Here is a 17,385-nt window from a genome sequence, read left to right on the forward strand (position 1 = left end):
TCCAAGCTACCGTCTGACTCTGCACCAGGTGGCATCACGCCGCAGGACTCAAGTGATTTAGACTCACACTATGTCCGCTGCCAGCACCGGGCCCCTGCAGGCCGGTCCAGGGGTAACCGCAACCCTCCCCGGACCGGGGGGCGACGCCGCCTTTTTCGACGTGGACAACACCATGATGCGGGGCGCGAGCCTCTTCCATGTGGCTCGGAAAATGTACCAACGGAAGGCGTTCACTCTCCGGTTCGCCAGCGGCCTCGCGTGGAAACAGTTACGTTTTGTGATGCGCGGCGAGAATATGACCGACATCAACTCGGTACGCGATGCTGCGCTGGCCTTCGCCATCGGGATCGCGCATGAGGACGTCAAGGCCCTCGGCGAAGAAGTGTATGACGAGATGATCGCCTCGAAGATCTGGCCCGGGGCACGGGCCCTCGCTGAACAGCACCTCAAATCGGGGCGGCGGGTGTGGCTGGTCACCGGGACCCCGGTGGAGGTGGCGAGCGTGATCGCTAACCGCCTTGGCCTCACCGGTGCCCTGGGGACCGTTGGCGAGGTGGCTGACGGCTATTACACCGGGAAACTGGTGGGGGAATTCCTGCACGGCCCCGCCAAGGCCGTGGCGGTGCGCGCGCTGGCGGAGAAGGAGGGTCTGAACCTTCAGCGATGCTGGGGGTACAGCGACTCCTACAACGACATTCCCCTCCTGACCATCGTGGGGCACCCGGTGGCAATCAACCCGGATCGCAGGCTCCGGCGCCATGCACGCGACAATAACTGGCCGATCTACGATTTCCGGAGCGGCCGACGCGCCGCGACCCTCGGCCTCAAGGCGGCAACGGGTGCCGGTGCGGTCTACGGACTGTGGCGGGGGTTCACCAGGATGCGCGGCAACTAGGCAGGCTCGTTAACGGAGAAAGACCCGCCACTGGGGCGGGCCTTTCAACGAAAATGAATCTACTTCTTATTGCGACGCTGGTGACGAGTCTTGCGAAGCAGCTTGCGGTGCTTCTTCTTGGCCATACGCTTGCGGCGCTTCTTAATTACTGAACCCATAAAGTCCTCACAAACTGATCTTCGGTTTCCGATACGCGGCCCGGGTGGGCATCACGATCGGATGCTGACAATAACGCAACTACCTACGCGGACCGGCCTTTTCGCCTCGAGGACGCCTAGCCGATAGCGCGTAAAACGCTCCTTAACAGGGTACCGCTAATTGGCGGCGCTCCCGACCGACCCAGTTGTGGGGCCGGCCCGTCGACTATCCGGTTTCTGACTGACCTTCGACAGCCGCACCTTTGACGAACTGTTCGACAGCCGATTCCGGAACCCGGTACGACCGGCCGAACCGCACCGCCGGCATTTCGCCCGAGTGAACCAGGCGATACACGGTCATTTTTGAAACCCGCATCATGTCGGCGACTTCGGCTACGGTCAAAAACCTGACGTCAGAGAAATTACTCGCGTCTACCATCCCACATTGCTCCTTACACTGAGGTCTGCACCCCCAACGTGTGCAATCTGAGGCGTGCCATATAGCAGCCGCACGGCGTGTCGTCTCGCCAATCAAGGTTTCCCGCCATCACATACTGTAGTGGCTGCTGTGGCCAAAGTGAAAGTGCCTGTTGGTTACGATCCGGGCGTTCCGCCACACGTCGTTAATCCCTGCGGCGCCGCAACTTCGGCAGCTGCGCAAAAAGGTCCGCGGCCCGCTCGGCCGCCCGCCCGACAGTGCGCCCGAAAGCCGGCTGACCGGCGAGGTCGATGGCCGGATCGACGGCGGCCGCCAGCACCGAAGACTGGTGGTGTGCGAGCACCGCCACCTCCGGGGCCACCGGTACCGGAAGGTCAAACGATGCAAGCCACAGCTCGATCTCGCGCAGCGGTGCCGGATTGAGCGAGTAGAAACGGCGTTGGCCCTGGGCGCGCATCGACACTAGGCCCGCCTCGCGGAGCACTTTGAGATGTTTAGACACCGTGGGCTGGCTGACTTCCAGTTCGGTCACCAACTCGCCGACCGCCTTGTCACCGGAACGTAGCGATCCGAGAATTTCGCGGCGGGTTCCCTCCGCCACGACTGCGAACACATCCTCGATTACCATTCCATTACCCTAGCGGCATATATACGGTCGGTGCTAGTCGAACCAGGGGTCCAGTCCGTGGAGGGGAAAGACGGCCTTGCGGGTTGCCATCACCGTGCGGTCGAGTTCGTCGTTCGGGTCATAGCCAACCTCCCAGGAGCGCCACCAGGTGTCGGCGCCGTCCCCCATCAGCAGGGGTGCGTCAGTGCCGTAGAGCTCCAGCACATGGGCACGCCACGATTCCGGCACCGCAGTCTGTGGCCCCACCGGCGCACCGGCGGCCACCGCGATCAGCGTCGACCAGGCACGCGGAACCACGCTGGTGAGGTTGTACCCGCCGCCACCCGTCGCGATCCACCGCCCCTCGCAGAGCCGGGCCGCCAGATCGCAGATACTGACCGCCATCTCGCGCTGCGCGTCGACGCTGATCCTGAGGTTGGTCAGGGGGTCATCGACGTGGCTGTCACAGCCGTGCTGGCTGAGGATGACCTCGGGCTGGAACGCCTCGGCCAGGGGCGGCACCACTGCATGAAATGCCCGGAGCAGCCCGCCATCACCGGTCAGGGTGGGGAGCGCCACATTGACTGCTGTACCTTCAGCGCGCGGGCCGCCCGTTTCATTGGCGAATCCGGTGCCGGGGAACAGGCTCATTCCGGTTTCGTGCAGTGAAATGGTCATCACCCGTGGGTCATTCCAGAAGATGCTCTGGGTGCCGTCACCGTGGTGGGCGTCCACGTCGATGTAGAGGACCCGCTGCGTACCGGCGTCGAGTAGTCGTTGGATGGCGGCGGCGGCGTCGTTATAAATACAGAACCCACTGGCCGCTGACCGGGCGGCGTGATGCATGCCGCCCCCGAAGTTCACGGCGTGCACGGCACGACCGCTCAGTAGCGCGTCCGCCGCAGCCAGAGAGCCACCGACGAGCCGCGCGCTGGCTTCGTGCATGCCTGGAAACGCTGGATTATCCGCGGTGCCCAGACCGACGGCGGCGTCTGCCTGTTCTGGATTGCTGCCAGCCGTGCGAACCGCCGCTATGTAGTCGTCGCTGTGAACGCTGCCCAGCTCGACGTCAGTAGCAACGAAGGGTGCGGCAAGGGTTATCCCTGCCCGGTCGAAGAGCCCCAGATCGGTGGCCAGACGAGCCGTCAGCGCCAACCGCTGCGGGTTCATGGGGTGTGTTGGCCCAAAGTTGTAGGCCAGCATGGAGTCGTCCCAGACAACACTGGTGGGGAACGACGGGGGTTCGCTACTCATCACTGACAGGCTACGTGATTTACTGGATGTCTGGACACGCTCGCCCGGTGAAAGTGGTTTACTACTCGAAGGACATCTGAAGCGATCCAGCCGAAGTCGAGACCGCGGAACCGGGGCAAAGCGAGCGCAATGGCAAGAGGACAGCCATCCTGGCTGCGGGAAGAACAGAGCGTGTACCTCAGGGTACTGGCTCGTATCCGGGACTTCATCGATGGTGTAGCCAACAGCTCACCGGCGCGGGTAGCGTTGATTGTCTTTTTCAGTGTCATCCTCATCTTCACCGCGCTCCTCAGCCTGCCGATTGCCTCCAGCGATGGCACCGCCACCGCCCTCCACGACGCGCTTTTCACCGCCGTCTCGGCAGTCTGCGTCGTGGGCCTGACCGTCGTTTCGACAGCAGTTCATTGGTCATTCTTCGGGCAGCTGGTGATCCTCATCGGCATCTTTGTGGGCGGCCTGGGAACGCTGACGCTGGCGTCCCTGCTCGCCCTGATGGTGAGCAAACGCCTTGGCGTCCGCGGAAAACTCCTCGCGCAGTCCGCCATGAACAACGCCAGCCGGCTTGGCGAGGTAGGCACCCTGCTGCGCATCGTCATCACCACGTCAGTGGTGGTGGAGATTGTGCTCGCCCTGATGCTCATCCCCCGGTTCATGGTGCTCGGCGAACCGTTCTGGCTGGCCGTCTGGCACGGCGTGTTCTATTCGATCTCTGCCTTCAACAATGCGGGATTCACTCCCCACTCGGACGGCCTGGTGCCTTACGAAACTGACCTGTATATCCTGGTGCCCCTGATGATCGGCGTGTTTCTGGGCAGCCTGGGCTTCCCTGTGATCCTGGTCCTCATCCAGTACCGCCTCCGGGTCCGCAAGTGGAGCCTGCACACCAAGCTGACCGTGAACGTGTCGCTGATCCTCCTCGTCCTGGGAGCGGTCGCCTGGGGAGCGCTGGAATGGTCCAATGACAGGACCATCGGCGGGTTCAGCGGCGGTGACAAGCTGATCCATGCCCTCTTTGCATCGGTGATGACCAGGTCTGGCGGGTTCAACCTGGTGGACCAGGCCGAGATGGGTTCCGCCACCATGCTGCTCACGGACGCTCTGATGTTTGCGGGCGGAGGATCAGCCTCCACCGCGGGCGGCATCAAGGTCACCACGATCGCCGTGATGTTCCTGGCGATCGTGGCGGAGGCCCGCGGCAACTCCGATGTGAAGGCCTACGGCCGCAAAATTCCCGAGGGTGTAATGCGGGTGGCCATCTCCGTCATCTTCATGGGCGCCACCCTCGTACTGCTCGCCACCGGCGTCCTGCTCTGGATGACTGAGGAAGACCTCAACCGGGTGCTCTTCGAGGTGATCTCGGCGTTCGCCACGTGCGGGCTGAGCACCAATCTCAGCGCTGAGCTGCCGCCCGAGGGCAAGTACGTCCTGTCCACCCTGATGTTTGCTGGCCGGATGGGAACCATCACGCTCGCGTCAGCGCTCGCCCTGCGGCAACGCAGCACCCTGTACCACTACCCCGAAGAGAGGCCGATCATTGGCTGAAAGACCAGCACATAACGCCCCGGTCCTGGTGATCGGGCTCGGCCGCTTTGGCTCGGCCACCGCCGACCAGTTGGTGAAGCAGGGCCGCGAGGTCCTGGCCATTGAGCGTGACACTCAACTCGTCCAGAAGTGGTCGGGCGTGCTCACCCATGTGGTGGAGGCCGACGCCACCAACATCGATGCGTTGCGGCAACTTGGGGCGCAGGAGTTCACCGCCGCCGTCGTCGGTGTCGGCACGTCGATCGAATCCAGCGTGCTCATCACCGCGAACCTCGTGGACCTGGGCATTGATCACCTGTGGGTGAAGGCCATTACCCCGGCGCACGGCAAAATCCTGAAACGGATCGGCGCCAATCACGTCATCTATCCCGAGGCGGATGCCGGGGTCCGGGCCGCCCACTTGGTCGGCGGGCGCATGCTGGACTTCATCGAGTTCGACGACGGTTTTGCGATCGTCAAGATGTACCCGCCCAAGGAGACGCAGGGCTTCACCCTGGGCGAATCGGCTGTGCGGTCCAAATACGGGGTCACCGTGGTGGGCGTGAAGTCACCCGGTGAGGATTTCACCTACGCCCGGCCCGACACCAAGGTGACGAGTCGGGACATGCTCATCGTCTCCGGGCACGTGGACCTTCTGGAGCGGTTCGCGGCGCGCCCCTAGCGTTCGCACCCCGGACGGATCCCTGGGTGACCGGGGCGCCTAGTTGTCCAGCTCTTGCCTAGTTGTCCAGCTCTTCCGTGATGGCCTGGGCCCGGTTGCTGGCGGCCCGGGCTCCGGCAGCGATAATGACCGGAAGGTCCAATCTGTCGAAGGTGGCGATGGCCTGCTCGGTCGTGCCGTGGGGGCTGGTGACAGCGCGGCGGAGCGCCGTGGGATCGGCGTCCGGTTCTGCGAGCATGAAACCAGCTCCTGCCACCGTTTCGGTCGCAAGAATTTTTGCCAGTCCGGGGTCCAGACCCAGCTCGACCCCGGCCGCAGCCATGGCCTCCGCGAGGTAAAACACGTAGGCAGGCCCGGAGCCGCTGACGGCGGACAGCGCGTCCACCTGCTCCTCGGGGATGTCGACGACGGTGCCCGCTGCACCGAGGATGGCGCGTACCTGAGCCATCAGTGGTGCATCTGCGTGGGCGCCCGCCGAGATCGAGAGTACGCCCTTGCCGAGCCGGGACGGCGTGTTGGGCATCGAGCGGATCACCGGCTGCCCCTCCGGGAGAGCGGCTTCCAGCATGGCCAGGGAAATGGCTGCCGCAACGCTGACCACAGTGGTCGTTGATTTCAGGGCGGGCCCGATGTCCCGCGCCAGCTCGATCGTCCCGACTGGCTTCACGCCCAGGATGACGACGTCGGCGGTGGCTGCGGCGATGCGGTTCGCTTCCGGGTCTTCCGAGGTGGCCAGCACGGTGATGCCATGCACCCGGCGGAGTTCCGCGGCGCGCTCGGCGCTCCGGACGGTGGCCGTCACCAGGCGCGGGGACATACCGCCGGCGAGCAGCCCGCCAAGAATCGCCTCGTTCATGGATCCACAGCCGAGGAAGGAAATGGTGGGTTCAGTCGGGTTGGTCATGATTCCATCCTGCCACGGGGGAATTCCCAGCGTTATCCCAGCTTGCAGCGTCACCGTTGGGAGAGAATAACAGTACACTCGTTATTACCCCAAAAAGGTGCGAGTGATGACGATCGGACTTTCCATGGTTTGGTCGCAGGTGCCGGTGACGACACAGGATGGCCCCCCACTATCCTGGACAGCTCACCGGCACCGTCCTTTAAACACATTGAGCTACCAGCCGGCTCCCGGCTGACTCACAAGTAGCTGTCTTAGTGTTGGGAATACCTCCTAGAGGTGCGAGTGATGAACCGTCAGGTTTCCTTGGCCTGACCTAGGTGCCGTCGAGCAAAAGCGAGTGTGTCCCCCAACCACTTGTCCCGCTCGTCGGCACCTTTCGCTTTTCTGGTGCTTACCTCAACTGCCACCACCCCGCTGAAACCAGAGTCGGTCAGGAATTGCAGCGACTCGGCGCAGCGTTGGGTTCCTTGGCCGGGAAGAAGATGTTCGTCCTTGCCGTTCGGGGTCCCATCGGTCAGATGCACATGGGATAGCCGGTCACCCAGTGTGCGCATCTCCTCCAGGGAGTCCATCCCGGCGATCGCGGCGTGGGAGAAATCCCAGGTGATTGCGTCATAGGCCTGCGGCACCGGGTTCCAGTGCGGCAGGTAGGCTTTGGCCTCACGTCCCCGCACCCGCCACGGATACATGTTCTCGACGGCGATTGTCACCCCGTACTCGTCGGTAATGCGCTGGACTCCCTCAGCGAAATTTTCTGCGTAGCCGCTCTGCCATCTGAACGGCGGATGGACCACTACCGTCGTCGCGCCAACCTCGGCAGCCATCGCCGCCGACATTTCCACTTTGGTCCATGCCTTGCCCCAGACCTGCTGGGTGAGCAGGAGGGTCGGTGCGTGGATGGCCATGATCGGTTGGTCATACTGCCGACTGAGTGCGCTGAGCTTGTCGGGGTTCTGGCTCACATGGTTGTTGGTGACCATCACTTCGACGCCGTCGTACCCCAGGCTGCGGGACACGGCGAACGCCTCATGGACCGCCAACGGATAGACCGATGCGCTGGACAATGCCACCCGCACGGCGTTTCGCTCCGGTGCAGCCTCCCCGTTCACAACGCCGCGCGTCCTGCCCACGGTTCATCCTGGAGGGCTGAACTCAGGTGCACATGGCCGACGCCAACGGCGGGCATCGGTTCCTGCGCCTCGAACATCAGGGTGTCAAACCGGCGCAGCAGCAGACCCTCGCGCAGCGCCCACGGACAGATCTTCACGCTGTCCACCGAGAACACCTCAAGGGCCGCCTCGGCCACCAGTGCTCCCGCCAGGACCTGGGCGGCGCGGGTCTCCGAGACGCCGTCGAGATTCACGCGGTCACTCACCGACATCGCGGCCAGCCGCTTGGTCCACAGGGACAGGTCCTCAAGGCGCAGCTCCCGGCGTACGAAGGGCCCTGCAGCGGACGGCGCGGCGCCCGCGAGCCGGGCCAATGACCGGAAAGTCTTTGACGTGCCGGCCACCAGGTGCGGTTCGCCAAGTGAGCTGAACTCGGCGGCGGCCTCCTTCATCGTGGCGCGGATATACCGGCGGAGGTTCTTCACACTCTTCGCCGTCGGTGGGTCTTCGGAGAGCCAGTCCCGGGTGAGCCGGCCGGCTCCCAGCGGCACCGAGATGGCCACCTCGGGCAGTTCGTCCTCACCCATGGCCATCTCGAAAGAGCCGCCGCCGATATCCAGGTTGAGAATGGACCCCGCGCTCCAGCCGTACCACCGCCGCACCGCCTGGAAGGTCATGGCCGCTTCCTGGTCGCCGGTGAGTTCCTGCAGCACCACAGACGTTTCCGCCTTGACCCGCTGCAGCACCGCCTCCCCGTTAGCGGCCTCGCGGATCGCCGACGTGCAAAACGCCAGGAAGTCCTCGGCGCCGTGGCGACTGGCGAACTTCCGGGCATCCTTGACAAACGCGATCAGTTCGCGCTGACCGCGATCGGAAATCGCGCCGGATTCGTCAAGATGCGCCACGAGCTGGAGCGGCCGCTTGTGGGAGGCGAAGGGCACCGGGCGCGCCCCCGCGTGTGCGTCCACCAGGAGCAGGTGCACTGTGTTTGATCCGATATCCAGAACGCCTAGACGCATGATTCCATTATTCTCGTCGATACTTTCGTTGACGACGCGCCCCACGGCGTCCTGTCCCTCTGCGGGCTGGCCGGGAATCCCCCGGCACCAGCCCTACTTGCGTGCTGCGACCTTACGCTTGGCGGGCGCACGGCTTGCTGTCTTCTTGGGTGCCGGTCCCTTGGCGCGCTTCTCCGCCAGCAGTTCCAGCGCCACCTCACGGGTAAGCTCCTCGATGGCTGTTGAGCGAGGCACCGTGATGTTGGTAATGCCGTCGGTGATGTAGGGGCCGAAGCGTCCGTCCTTGACCACCACCGGCTTCTCGGACACCGGATCGTCACCAAACTCGGCGAGCGGCGGCGCCGCAGTGCGACCGCCCCGTTGCTTGGGCTGCGAGTAGATCTCCTGCGCCTGCTCCAGCGTGATCGTGAAGATTTCCTCCTCCGACCCGATGGACCGCGAATCGGTCCCCTTTTTCAGGTAGGGACCGAACCGGCCGTTCTGGACGGTGATCTCCTTGTCCTCAGCGTCAGTACCGAGCACGCGCGGAAGATTCATCAGCTTCAGTGCGTCCTCAAGCGTCACGGTGTCCAGCGACATGGAGGCGAACAGGGACCCCGTGCGGGGTTTTTCCTTGACCGGCTTCTTGGGCGGCTTCGGCTTGCCGTTCTTGTAGTACTCGACCGGCTGCTTCGCCAGCTCCTCCTCGGTCACCTCCGGGATGAGCTCGATGACGTACGGTCCGTAGCGGCCGTCCCGCGCCACGATCGAGCGGCCCGTCTCGGGATCCTCGCCGAGGACCCGCTCTTCGGTGCCCGACGAGTTCATCAGTTCGATGGCCTTCTCGACGGTCAGCTCATCGGGAGCCAGATCCTCGGGGACGTTGGCGCGCTGCGGTTCGGTTCCCTCTTCGGCGTCGGCTGGCAGCGGCTTCTCCAGGTAAGGCCCAAACTTGCCAACCCGCAGGGTGATGCCTTCGGCGATCTCGATCGAGTTGATCTTGCGCGCGTCGATCTCGCCCAGGTCGTTGACGATGGTGTGCAGCCCGGTGACCTTGCGGTCCCCGTAGTAGAAGTGGTTCAGCCAGTCGACCCGGCCGGCCTCGCCGCGGGCGATCCGGTCAAGGTCTTCTTCCAGTTCTGCGGTGAAGTCGTAATCGACGTAGTCGTGGAAGTGTTCCTCCAGGAGCCTGACCACCGAGAATGCGATCCAGCTGGGGACCAGGGCCTGCCCGCGGGTCCGCACATACCCCCGGTCCATGATCGTGGAGATGGTCGCTGCGTAGGTGGAGGGCCGGCCGATGCCCAGCTCCTCAAGCACCTTCACCAGCGAAGCTTCGGTGTAGCGCGGTGGCGGGGAAGTCTCGTGCCCGACGGCGGTGACCTCTTCGGCGCCCAGCTTGTCGCCTGCGGCGAGGTTGGGAAGCCTGGCGCCCTGCCCACCGTCGTCGGCTGCGTCCTGCTCGTTGCGGCCGGCGTCCTTGCCTTCCTCATAGGCGGCCATGAAGCCGCGGAAGGTGATGACCGTGCCGGAGGCCGAGAACTCGGCGTCGCGGGTCTTCCCGTCGGGGCCTGTTGCCAGTGCGCCGAGCCGGAGAGTGGCGGTGGATCCCTTGGCATCAGCCATCTGGGACGCAACGGTGCGCTTCCAGATGAGTTCATACATGCGGAACTCGTCGCCCCGAAGCTGGCCTGCCACCTGGGCCGGGGTGCGGAAGGAGTCCCCCGCCGGCCGGATGGCCTCGTGCGCTTCCTGAGCGTTCTTGGACTTGCCTTTGTAGACGCGGCGGGCGTCGGGAACGTACTCGGCGCCGTACAGTTCGGATGCCTGACGGCGGGCGGCGTTAACTGCCTGGTCCGAGAGCGCAGGAGAGTCGGTACGCATATACGTGATGTAACCGTTTTCGTACAGTCGCTGGGCAACCTGCATGGTGACCCGCGAGGAGAAGCGCAGCTTCCGCGCGGCTTCCTGCTGCAGGGTCGACGTCGTGAACGGCGCGGCGGGCCGCCGCGTGTAGGGCTTGGTATCCACTGACCGGACAGCGAACTCGGAGTTCTGCAGTTCGGCTGCCAGTGAAGTGGCCGTCTCGGCGTCGAGCCGTGCCACAGTCGATGACTTCAGTTCACCGAGATCGGTGAAGTCCTTGCCGGTGGCCACCCGTGATCCGTCGAGGCTGACCAGTTTGGCGCCGAAGGACTGGCGCTCGTCACCGCTCTGCGGGGAGAACGTGCCGGTGAGGTCCCAGTAGGACGCCGCGCGGAAGGCCATCCGTTCGCGTTCGCGCTCAACCACCAGACGGGTGGCGACGGACTGCACCCGACCGGCGGAAAGGCCGCGGGCCACCTTGCGCCAGAGGACCGGTGAGATTTCGTAGCCGTACAGGCGGTCAAGGATGCGACGTGTTTCCTGGGCGTCCACCATGGGGATGTCGAGCTCCCGCATTTCCAGGAGGGCACGCTGGATGGCTTCCTTGGTGATTTCGGGGAAGGTGAGCCGGTACACCGGCACCTTGGGTTTCAGGACCTCCAGGAGGTGCCAGGCAATGGCCTCACCCTCGCGGTCACCGTCAGTCGCGAGGTAGAGCGCTTCAGCGCCCTTAAGAGCAGCTTTGAGCTCAGCGACTGTCTTTTTCTTGTTGGCGGAGACCACATAGTAGGGCTCGAAGTCGTTGTCCAGGTCCACAGCGAACTTGCCGACACCGGTCTTTTTCAGCTCGGTGGGCAGGTCTGAGGGCTGGGGAAGATCCCGGATGTGCCCCATGGACGCCGTGACCTCGAAGCCCTCGCCGAGATAGCCCGCAATGGTCTTGCTTTTAGCGGGTGACTCAACGATGACGAGCTTGCGGCCGGGCTTGTTGTCCGTTGCCTTAGTGGGCACTTCTCTCCTATATATAGGTAATGCTGAAGGGGTAGCGTTTCAGCGGTAGTCCTACCGGGGACCCTGGCGATCCGGCCCCATACCCTTCACAGTATGCGGTATGCCTTCCTGCAATAGGGTAACGGCTCCGGTGTACCAGTGGTCACACAAGCGGGATAACTGTGCACAAGCTCTCCTTACTGGTGGCCGCTCACCCACCCGTGCTGCCGGGCCTCGAACGGTCGGGCCTGCGGCGGTCAGCCTTCTGCCGGAATCAGGAATCCGTCAAGGACCAGCTCCCGGACGTCGGCCAGCAGCGCGGCCCTGAAGGCGTCGTCGTCCTGGCCCAGCAGTGCGCCAAGCGCGGTGGCGATCTGACCGGCCGACAGGTCCCCGTCGCAGGCAGACACGAACCCGGCCAACTCGGTACTGAGCAGGGTGGTGCGCCGGAATCCGGCGCCCTGCCGGAGCAGGATCACGCCGGGGTGTTCGGCTCCGGGGCGCTGGTGGCGTTCCTCGGTGACGTCGTCGGCCACCGTCAGGTGCTGCCGGGGGAAGTCATCGGTGTGGGCCAGCGCCCAGTCGTGGCGGGCGAGGGCGGCTGCGATGTGCGGGGCGATGGGTTGTTCGAGTGCGTGGGTGATTTCCTCGAACCGGCTCAGCGGCGCGGAGCTCCGCTGAGCGCGGAGCAGCACCGAGCCGAAACCGATGGATTCCACAGCCCGGGACGCGAAGTCGTCCAGGTAGGCGGCGTAGCGGTCGGCGAACCGGCCCGGATCGCGGGATTCAGCGGCGTCCCGCAGCCACGTCTGTGCGTAGCCCGACGGGGAGAGCTGTTCCCGTTGGAGGACCCAGCAGTCCACCCCTGCGGGAATCCAGGCCTCGATCCGGTCATACCAGCGACCGCCAGCGGTAATCTCCCAGTTTCCGAGAAGCTGGGCCGTGCCCCCGGAAGCGAGCACACCGGGGAGTTCCCTGATCAGGGTGGAGACGATGTCGTCGCCTGGCAGTCCGCCGTCGCGGTAGGTGAACTGGCCGTCGGGGGTTTCACCGGCCCGGCGCGGGGTGATGACGAACGGCGGGTTGGTGACTGCCAGATCAAACGACTCCCCGGCCACGGGTTCCAGCAGGCTCCCCTGCCGGAGGGTGACCCTCGCCCCGAGATCGGTCGGGTCGAGGCGGAGGCGGTCGGCGTTGAGGAGAAGGTTGAACCGGGTGAAGGCAAGGGCCCGTGCCGAGACGTCCGTGGCGGTGACGTGCTGGGCATGGCTGAGGAGGTGGAAGGTCTGGATCCCGCACCCTACTCCAAGGTCCAGGGCGCGATCCACTACCGCCCGGATGGTCAGCTGGGCCAGGGTGAGCGAGGCCCGGCCTATCCCGAGGACGTGGTCCCGGCGAAGCACTCCGGGGCGCTGATGCTGGCCGAGGTCGCTGGCCACCCACAGGTCTCCACCTGCGTCGGACGAGTAGGGGCGCAGGTCAACCACCGCGCGCCACGCGCCGGTCTCAACGCGTTCAGCGAGGCCCAACCTGGCCAGACCGTCGGCGGTGGTGCGGGGAAAGGCCCTGCCCAGGTGCTCGTCGGGGACCTGCTCGCCGAGCAGCCAGAGAAGCACAGGAACCGTCGGCTCACCCCCGGTAGCCGTCCCCGCCTGCCGGCAGGCGAGCAGCGCCGGGATCAGCTGGTCCTTCTCCAGCGCCTCCCAGGCTTCGGCTCCGATCAGGTCCGCGACGCCGTCGACCGTGTAGCGCAGCGCCAGAAGATCGGCGCTGAGTCGTTCCATTAGGGCTGGGGCACTACTCAGTGGGGCGTCGTGGACGTCGGCAGTGAACTCAGGGTGCGTCACGCGGCACCCGCGGCTGTCGCCTCAGCCTCGTCGGATTCGCAGCCCTGGGGGCAGCGAAGGGTCGACGGGGAGGCCGCGCAGGTGGCGCAATAGAGGGTGAGGTTGCGGCAGGAAAGGTTGGAACAGTTCTCGAACTTGTTGGTCGGCGTCTCGCAGCGGACACACTTGCCAATGGTTTTGGCGTCCTTCGAGAACTCAACGTGCATGCGCTTGTCGAACACGTAGAGGGACCCCTCCCAGAGACCCGAGTCACCGTACTCCTCGCCGTAACGCACGATCCCACCGTCCAGCTGGTACACCTCGGTGAAACCCCGGTTGATCATCAGGCTGGACAGCACCTCACAGCGGATCCCTCCGGTGCAGTAGGTGACCACCGGCTTGTCCTTGAGATTGTCGTACCGGCCGGAGTCCAGTTCGTTGACGAAGTCCTGCGTGGTCGCAACGTCGGGGACAATCGCATTCTTGAACCGGCCAATCTGCGCCTCAAGGGCGTTGCGTCCGTCGAAGAAGACCACTTCCTCGCCGTTGGCCTTCTTCTCGTCGACCAGGCGGTGCAGCTCCGCGGGCAACAGATGCGTTCCACCGCCCCGGACACCGCCGTCGTCAACCTTGAGTTCGTTGGGGGCACCAAAGGACACGATTTCGTCCCGTACCTTGACGCTCAGCCGGGGAAAGTCCGCTGCCCCGCCCTCCGACCATTTGATGTCCATCTTTTTGAAGGCCGGATATTCACGGGTCGCTTTCACGTACTGCTTCATTGCGTTCAGCTCGCCGCCCACTGTTCCGTTGATGCCGTCCTTCGACAGCAGGATGCGGCCGCGGAGGCCGAGCTTCTCACAGAGGGCGCGCTGCCACAGGCGGATCGCCTCTGGATCGGGCAGCGGGGTGAAGGCGTAATAGAGCACAATGCGGTTCATGGACACGCATTTAAGCATAACGGCCCGCTGTCGGGCAGGTCTCAAATCAACTACGGCTGGGGCTTCCTATGTTCAATGGAAGCCGCACAAACTATGGTCATTCCATGAGTGCACATCTGTCGAGGGAATTGTTGGCTACATGGGTTTCCGGCTGGTCCTCCTGCCGGGATTATCAGCCGCACGACGACGGCCGCACCGTGTCCGTTTCGCTGACGGACAACGGTAATCAGCAGGAGCACTTCCTATATGACCCGACCGATGAGCAGGCTCTGGCGCTGGCCGCGGAGACGAAAGCCGATCCGAACCGCCTGCTCACCGTGGTGACTACCCGGATGGACGATCTGCTCGCCGCCCTCAGCCCGCTCGGGATGAGGGTCATCGACGACCGCCAGGCGCTGATGACGGTGAACATGGACGGGCAGGACGTCGAAGACCCGAGGTCACCCGATGACGTCTTTTCCCTCACCCATCTGCGCGAACCGACGTGCCGCCGCGTGATCGTCACCGCCAATGGTGAGGAGGCGGCACGCGGATCCGTGGCGGTGGCGGATGGCTTCGCCGTCTACGACCGGATTATCACCGCAGAACAGTACCGGCGCCGCGGCCTTGGCAGCTATGTGATGCGGGCGCTCACCTCGGCCGTCCTGGAAGACGATGTGGAACATGGGCTCCTGATGGCATCGGCTGATGGGCAGGAGCTCTACCAGTACCTGGGCTGGCAGCATCTGGCCGACGTGTTTGTCATTCGCGCCTGAGCCTTCGGGTGAGTGGACTGGTAGGGCGGGCGGAGTGACAGGCCGGCGGAGTGACACAATGGCAATGTGGCCCTACATGACTCCCTGATCCCCCTGCTGGGCGGGGGTGCCGAACCGGAGCAGCTGGTTCACGTGCGGGAGATTCCGGCCCGGAAAGCCGTCATCCAACCCTGGCCGGATTGGGCGCACCCGGACGTCGTTTCCGCTTATGGTGCGCTGGGAGTCACTACCCCGTGGCAGCACCAGGTCGTTGCGGCCACCGCGGCCCACAGTGGCAGACACACGATTGTGGCCACTGGCACAGCATCGGGCAAGTCGCTCTGCTACCAATTACCGGTGCTGGACGAGATTCACCGAACGGCGCTGGATGACCGGGTATCACTGGAGCCAACCGGTTCAGTGGCCCTCTACCTTGCCCCCACCAAGGCGCTCGCTGCAGACCAGTTGGCGGCCATCAAAGCACTGAAGATCCCGACGGTCCGCGCCGAAACCTACGACGGCGACACTGACCCTGCCGCGCGCCGCTGGATCCGGGACCACGCGAACCTGGTGCTGGCCAATCCCGACATGCTGCATTACGGGATCCTGCCCAACCATGCGTGGTGGGCACGCTACTTCCGGCGGCTGAAGTACGTGATCATCGATGAAGCCCACAGCTACCGTGGGGTCTTCGGCTCCCACGTGGCTAACCTGCTCCGGCGACTCCGGCGGGTCTGCGCCTACTATGGTGTCTCCCCCGTGTTCATCGGCGCGTCCGCGACGTCCGCTGATCCTGCGGTCTCCTTCGGGAAGCTGATCGGTGACGAGGTGACACCGGTGGTGGACGACAATTCCCCTCACGGGTCAACGACCGTGGCCTTCTGGGAGCCCGAGCTCACCGAGCTCAGAGGCGAGAACGGGGCCCCAAAACGCCGGACCGTCATCGCTGAAACCTCCGATCTGTTGGCCAATCTGGTCTCCGCCCAGGTCCGGACAATCGCCTTCATCAAGTCCCGGCGCGGAGCGGAAAGCATCGCCGCCACAGCGAAGCGCCTGCTGCAGGAGGTTCATCCGAGCCTGCCCGCCCGGGTGGCGGCGTACCGGTCGGGCTACCTCCCGGAGGAGCGCCGGGAACTGGAGTCGGCGCTCCGCAGCGGACAGTTGCTGGGGGTGGCGAGCACCCCCGCCCTTGAACTGGGCATCGACATCTCCGGGCTGGATGCCGTGCTGGTTGCCGGCTGGCCCGGCACCCGTGCCTCCCTCCTGCAACAGATCGGCCGGGCCGGGCGGTCGGGTCAGGACGCGCTCGCCGCCTTCGTCGCCAGCGACGACCCGCTCGACACCTACCTGGTGCACCACCCGGAAGCGGTGTTCGACGTCGGGGTGGAAGCCACGGTCTTCGACCCGACCAACCCCTATGTGCTGGGTCCACACCTGTGCGCGGCAGCGGCCGAGCTGCCCCTCAGCCCGGCAGAGCTGGGCCTTTTCGGTGCGGGGACCGAAGAGCTCCTCGCCGCATTGGTGCATCAGGGTTTTCTCCGGCAACGGCCTGCCGGCTGGTTCTGGACCCACCCGCAGAGCGCTGCCGGGATGGTGAACCTGCGGGCCGACGGCGGCGGACCCATCAGTATTGTCGAGACAGGCACCGGCACCATGCTCGGCACCATGGATTCGCCGCAGAGCCACTATCAGGCCCATGCCGGAGCGATCTATGTGCATCAGGGTCAGACCTATGTCGTGGACGAGCTCAACGAGCAGGATCACTGTGCCATGGTGACCAGGTCCAACCCCGACTACTACACCCAGGCCAGGGACATCACCGAAATTGAGGTGATCGGAGCCAGCCGGACCCAGGACTGGGGTGGGGTGCAGATCCGCTTCGGTGAGGTGCAAGTGACCACCCAGGTGGTGTCCTTCCAACGGAAAGCCTTCGTCTCCAACGAAATCCTGTCCGAGGAGGCACTGGAACTCGGTGCGCGCGACCTTCACACCAAAGCCGTCTGGTTTGAGTTCGATCAGCAACTCCTCGCAGACGGTGGGCTGAACGCCGCTGACCTGCCGGGCGCCCTCCACGCGGCCGAACACGCCGCCATTGGGCTGCTTCCCCTGGTCGCGTCGAGTGACCGGTGGGACATCGGCGGAGTATCGACAGCCCTGCACGCCGACACAATGCTGCCCACCATCTTCGTGTATGACGGTCACCCGGGCGGAGCAGGGTTCGCCGAACGGGGATACGAGGCGGTGAGGATCTGGATCCGGGCCACCCTGGACGCGATCACTGCCTGCGAATGTGACACCGGCTGCCCCTCCTGCGTCCAATCGCCCAAATGCGGCAACCGGAACAACCCCCTCAGCAAGCGTGATGCGGCGGCGCTGTTGTCCCTCATGTTGGCCCAGGACCCAACCGCGCCCGCCTAGCCCCTCGCTGCGCATCCGTCGAGGAACTGGCTGGCGCGTCTTCCGGCGCGAGGGCGGCGGACCGGCA

General features: G+C 64.7%; 15 protein-coding genes. 5 read left to right on the forward strand and 10 right to left on the reverse strand.

Annotated features, from left to right (window positions below):
- The first annotated feature begins 70 nt into the window (after positions 1 to 70).
- On the forward strand, positions 71 to 895 hold the full coding sequence (locus IWX62_RS03320; protein WP_333483186.1) for an HAD family hydrolase: 825 nt from the start codon (positions 71 to 73) through the stop codon (positions 893 to 895).
- A 59-nt stretch (positions 896 to 954) separates the two neighbouring features.
- Here IWX62_RS03320 and IWX62_RS03325 read toward each other — a convergent pair whose 3' ends face one another.
- The 4 genes from IWX62_RS03325 to IWX62_RS03340 all read right to left on the reverse strand — a co-directional run bounded on the left by IWX62_RS03325 (position 955) and on the right by IWX62_RS03340 (position 3,332).
- Positions 955 to 1,053, reverse strand: a complete 99-nt coding sequence (locus tag IWX62_RS03325; protein ID WP_003792170.1) for a 30S ribosomal protein bS22 — start codon at positions 1,051 to 1,053, stop codon at positions 955 to 957.
- A 205-nt stretch (positions 1,054 to 1,258) separates the two neighbouring features.
- Positions 1,259 to 1,471 (reverse strand): helix-turn-helix domain-containing protein, encoded by a 213-nt coding sequence (locus tag IWX62_RS03330; protein ID WP_196839963.1) that lies wholly within the window; start codon positions 1,469 to 1,471, stop codon positions 1,259 to 1,261.
- A 184-nt stretch (positions 1,472 to 1,655) separates the two neighbouring features.
- On the reverse strand, positions 1,656 to 2,099 hold the full coding sequence (locus IWX62_RS03335; protein ID WP_196839964.1) for an ArsR/SmtB family transcription factor: 444 nt from the start codon (positions 2,097 to 2,099) through the stop codon (positions 1,656 to 1,658).
- A 33-nt stretch (positions 2,100 to 2,132) separates the two neighbouring features.
- Positions 2,133 to 3,332: an acetoin utilization protein AcuC gene (locus IWX62_RS03340; RefSeq protein ID WP_196839965.1), complete on the reverse strand. Its 1,200-nt coding sequence runs from the start codon at positions 3,330 to 3,332 to the stop codon at positions 2,133 to 2,135.
- Between the two features lie 129 nt (positions 3,333 to 3,461).
- Between IWX62_RS03340 and IWX62_RS03345 the strand changes: the two genes are divergently transcribed.
- Positions 3,462 to 4,874 (forward strand): TrkH family potassium uptake protein, encoded by a 1,413-nt coding sequence (locus IWX62_RS03345; protein ID WP_196839966.1) that lies wholly within the window; start codon positions 3,462 to 3,464, stop codon positions 4,872 to 4,874.
- A complete protein-coding gene (locus tag IWX62_RS03350; RefSeq protein ID WP_171585775.1) occupies positions 4,867 to 5,535 on the forward strand; it encodes a potassium channel family protein in 669 nt (222 codons plus the stop codon). The genes IWX62_RS03345 and IWX62_RS03350 overlap by 8 nt, the downstream gene beginning before the upstream one ends.
- 58 nt (positions 5,536 to 5,593) lie before the next feature.
- Here the strand turns inward: IWX62_RS03350 and proC are convergent, their stop codons facing one another.
- From proC to trhO, 6 genes are all read right to left on the reverse strand, one after another.
- On the reverse strand, positions 5,594 to 6,439 hold the full coding sequence (gene proC, locus IWX62_RS03355) for a pyrroline-5-carboxylate reductase (RefSeq protein ID WP_196839967.1): 846 nt from the start codon (positions 6,437 to 6,439) through the stop codon (positions 5,594 to 5,596).
- A 293-nt stretch (positions 6,440 to 6,732) separates the two neighbouring features.
- Positions 6,733 to 7,548 (reverse strand): sugar phosphate isomerase/epimerase family protein, encoded by an 816-nt coding sequence (locus IWX62_RS03360; RefSeq protein WP_442859232.1) that lies wholly within the window; start codon positions 7,546 to 7,548, stop codon positions 6,733 to 6,735.
- Positions 7,545 to 8,567, reverse strand: coding sequence for a Ppx/GppA phosphatase family protein (locus IWX62_RS03365; RefSeq protein WP_196839969.1), 1,023 nt, complete (start codon positions 8,565 to 8,567; stop codon positions 7,545 to 7,547). Before IWX62_RS03365 ends, IWX62_RS03360 begins: the two co-directional genes overlap by 4 nt.
- Before the next feature lie 93 nt (positions 8,568 to 8,660).
- Positions 8,661 to 11,423: a type I DNA topoisomerase gene (gene topA, locus IWX62_RS03370; protein ID WP_196839970.1), complete on the reverse strand. Its 2,763-nt coding sequence runs from the start codon at positions 11,421 to 11,423 to the stop codon at positions 8,661 to 8,663.
- 236 nt (positions 11,424 to 11,659) lie between these two features.
- Positions 11,660 to 13,249 carry a DUF7059 domain-containing protein gene (locus tag IWX62_RS03375; protein WP_333483187.1) on the reverse strand — a complete coding sequence of 530 codons (1,590 nt, stop codon included), beginning with the start codon at positions 13,247 to 13,249 and terminating at the stop codon, positions 11,660 to 11,662.
- The gene (gene trhO / locus IWX62_RS03380; protein WP_196839971.1) at positions 13,246 to 14,172 is read right to left on the reverse strand and encodes an oxygen-dependent tRNA uridine(34) hydroxylase TrhO; all 927 of its coding nucleotides are present in this window, start codon (positions 14,170 to 14,172) and stop codon (positions 13,246 to 13,248) included. Before trhO ends, IWX62_RS03375 begins: the two co-directional genes overlap by 4 nt.
- A 98-nt stretch (positions 14,173 to 14,270) precedes the next feature.
- Here trhO and IWX62_RS03385 point away from each other — a divergent pair, with 98 nt between their 5' ends.
- Together IWX62_RS03385 and IWX62_RS03390 are read left to right on the forward strand one after the other, a co-directional pair.
- Positions 14,271 to 14,921: a GNAT family N-acetyltransferase gene (locus IWX62_RS03385; RefSeq protein WP_196839972.1), complete on the forward strand. Its 651-nt coding sequence runs from the start codon at positions 14,271 to 14,273 to the stop codon at positions 14,919 to 14,921.
- Between the two features lie 66 nt (positions 14,922 to 14,987).
- Positions 14,988 to 17,318, forward strand: coding sequence for a DEAD/DEAH box helicase (locus IWX62_RS03390; RefSeq protein WP_196839973.1), 2,331 nt, complete (start codon positions 14,988 to 14,990; stop codon positions 17,316 to 17,318).
- Positions 17,319 to 17,385: the final 67 nt, after the last annotated feature.

It is taken from the genome of Arthrobacter sp. CAN_A1, from assembly GCF_015751665.1.
In the GTDB taxonomy this organism is placed as follows: Bacteria; Actinomycetota; Actinomycetes; order Actinomycetales; family Micrococcaceae; genus Arthrobacter_D.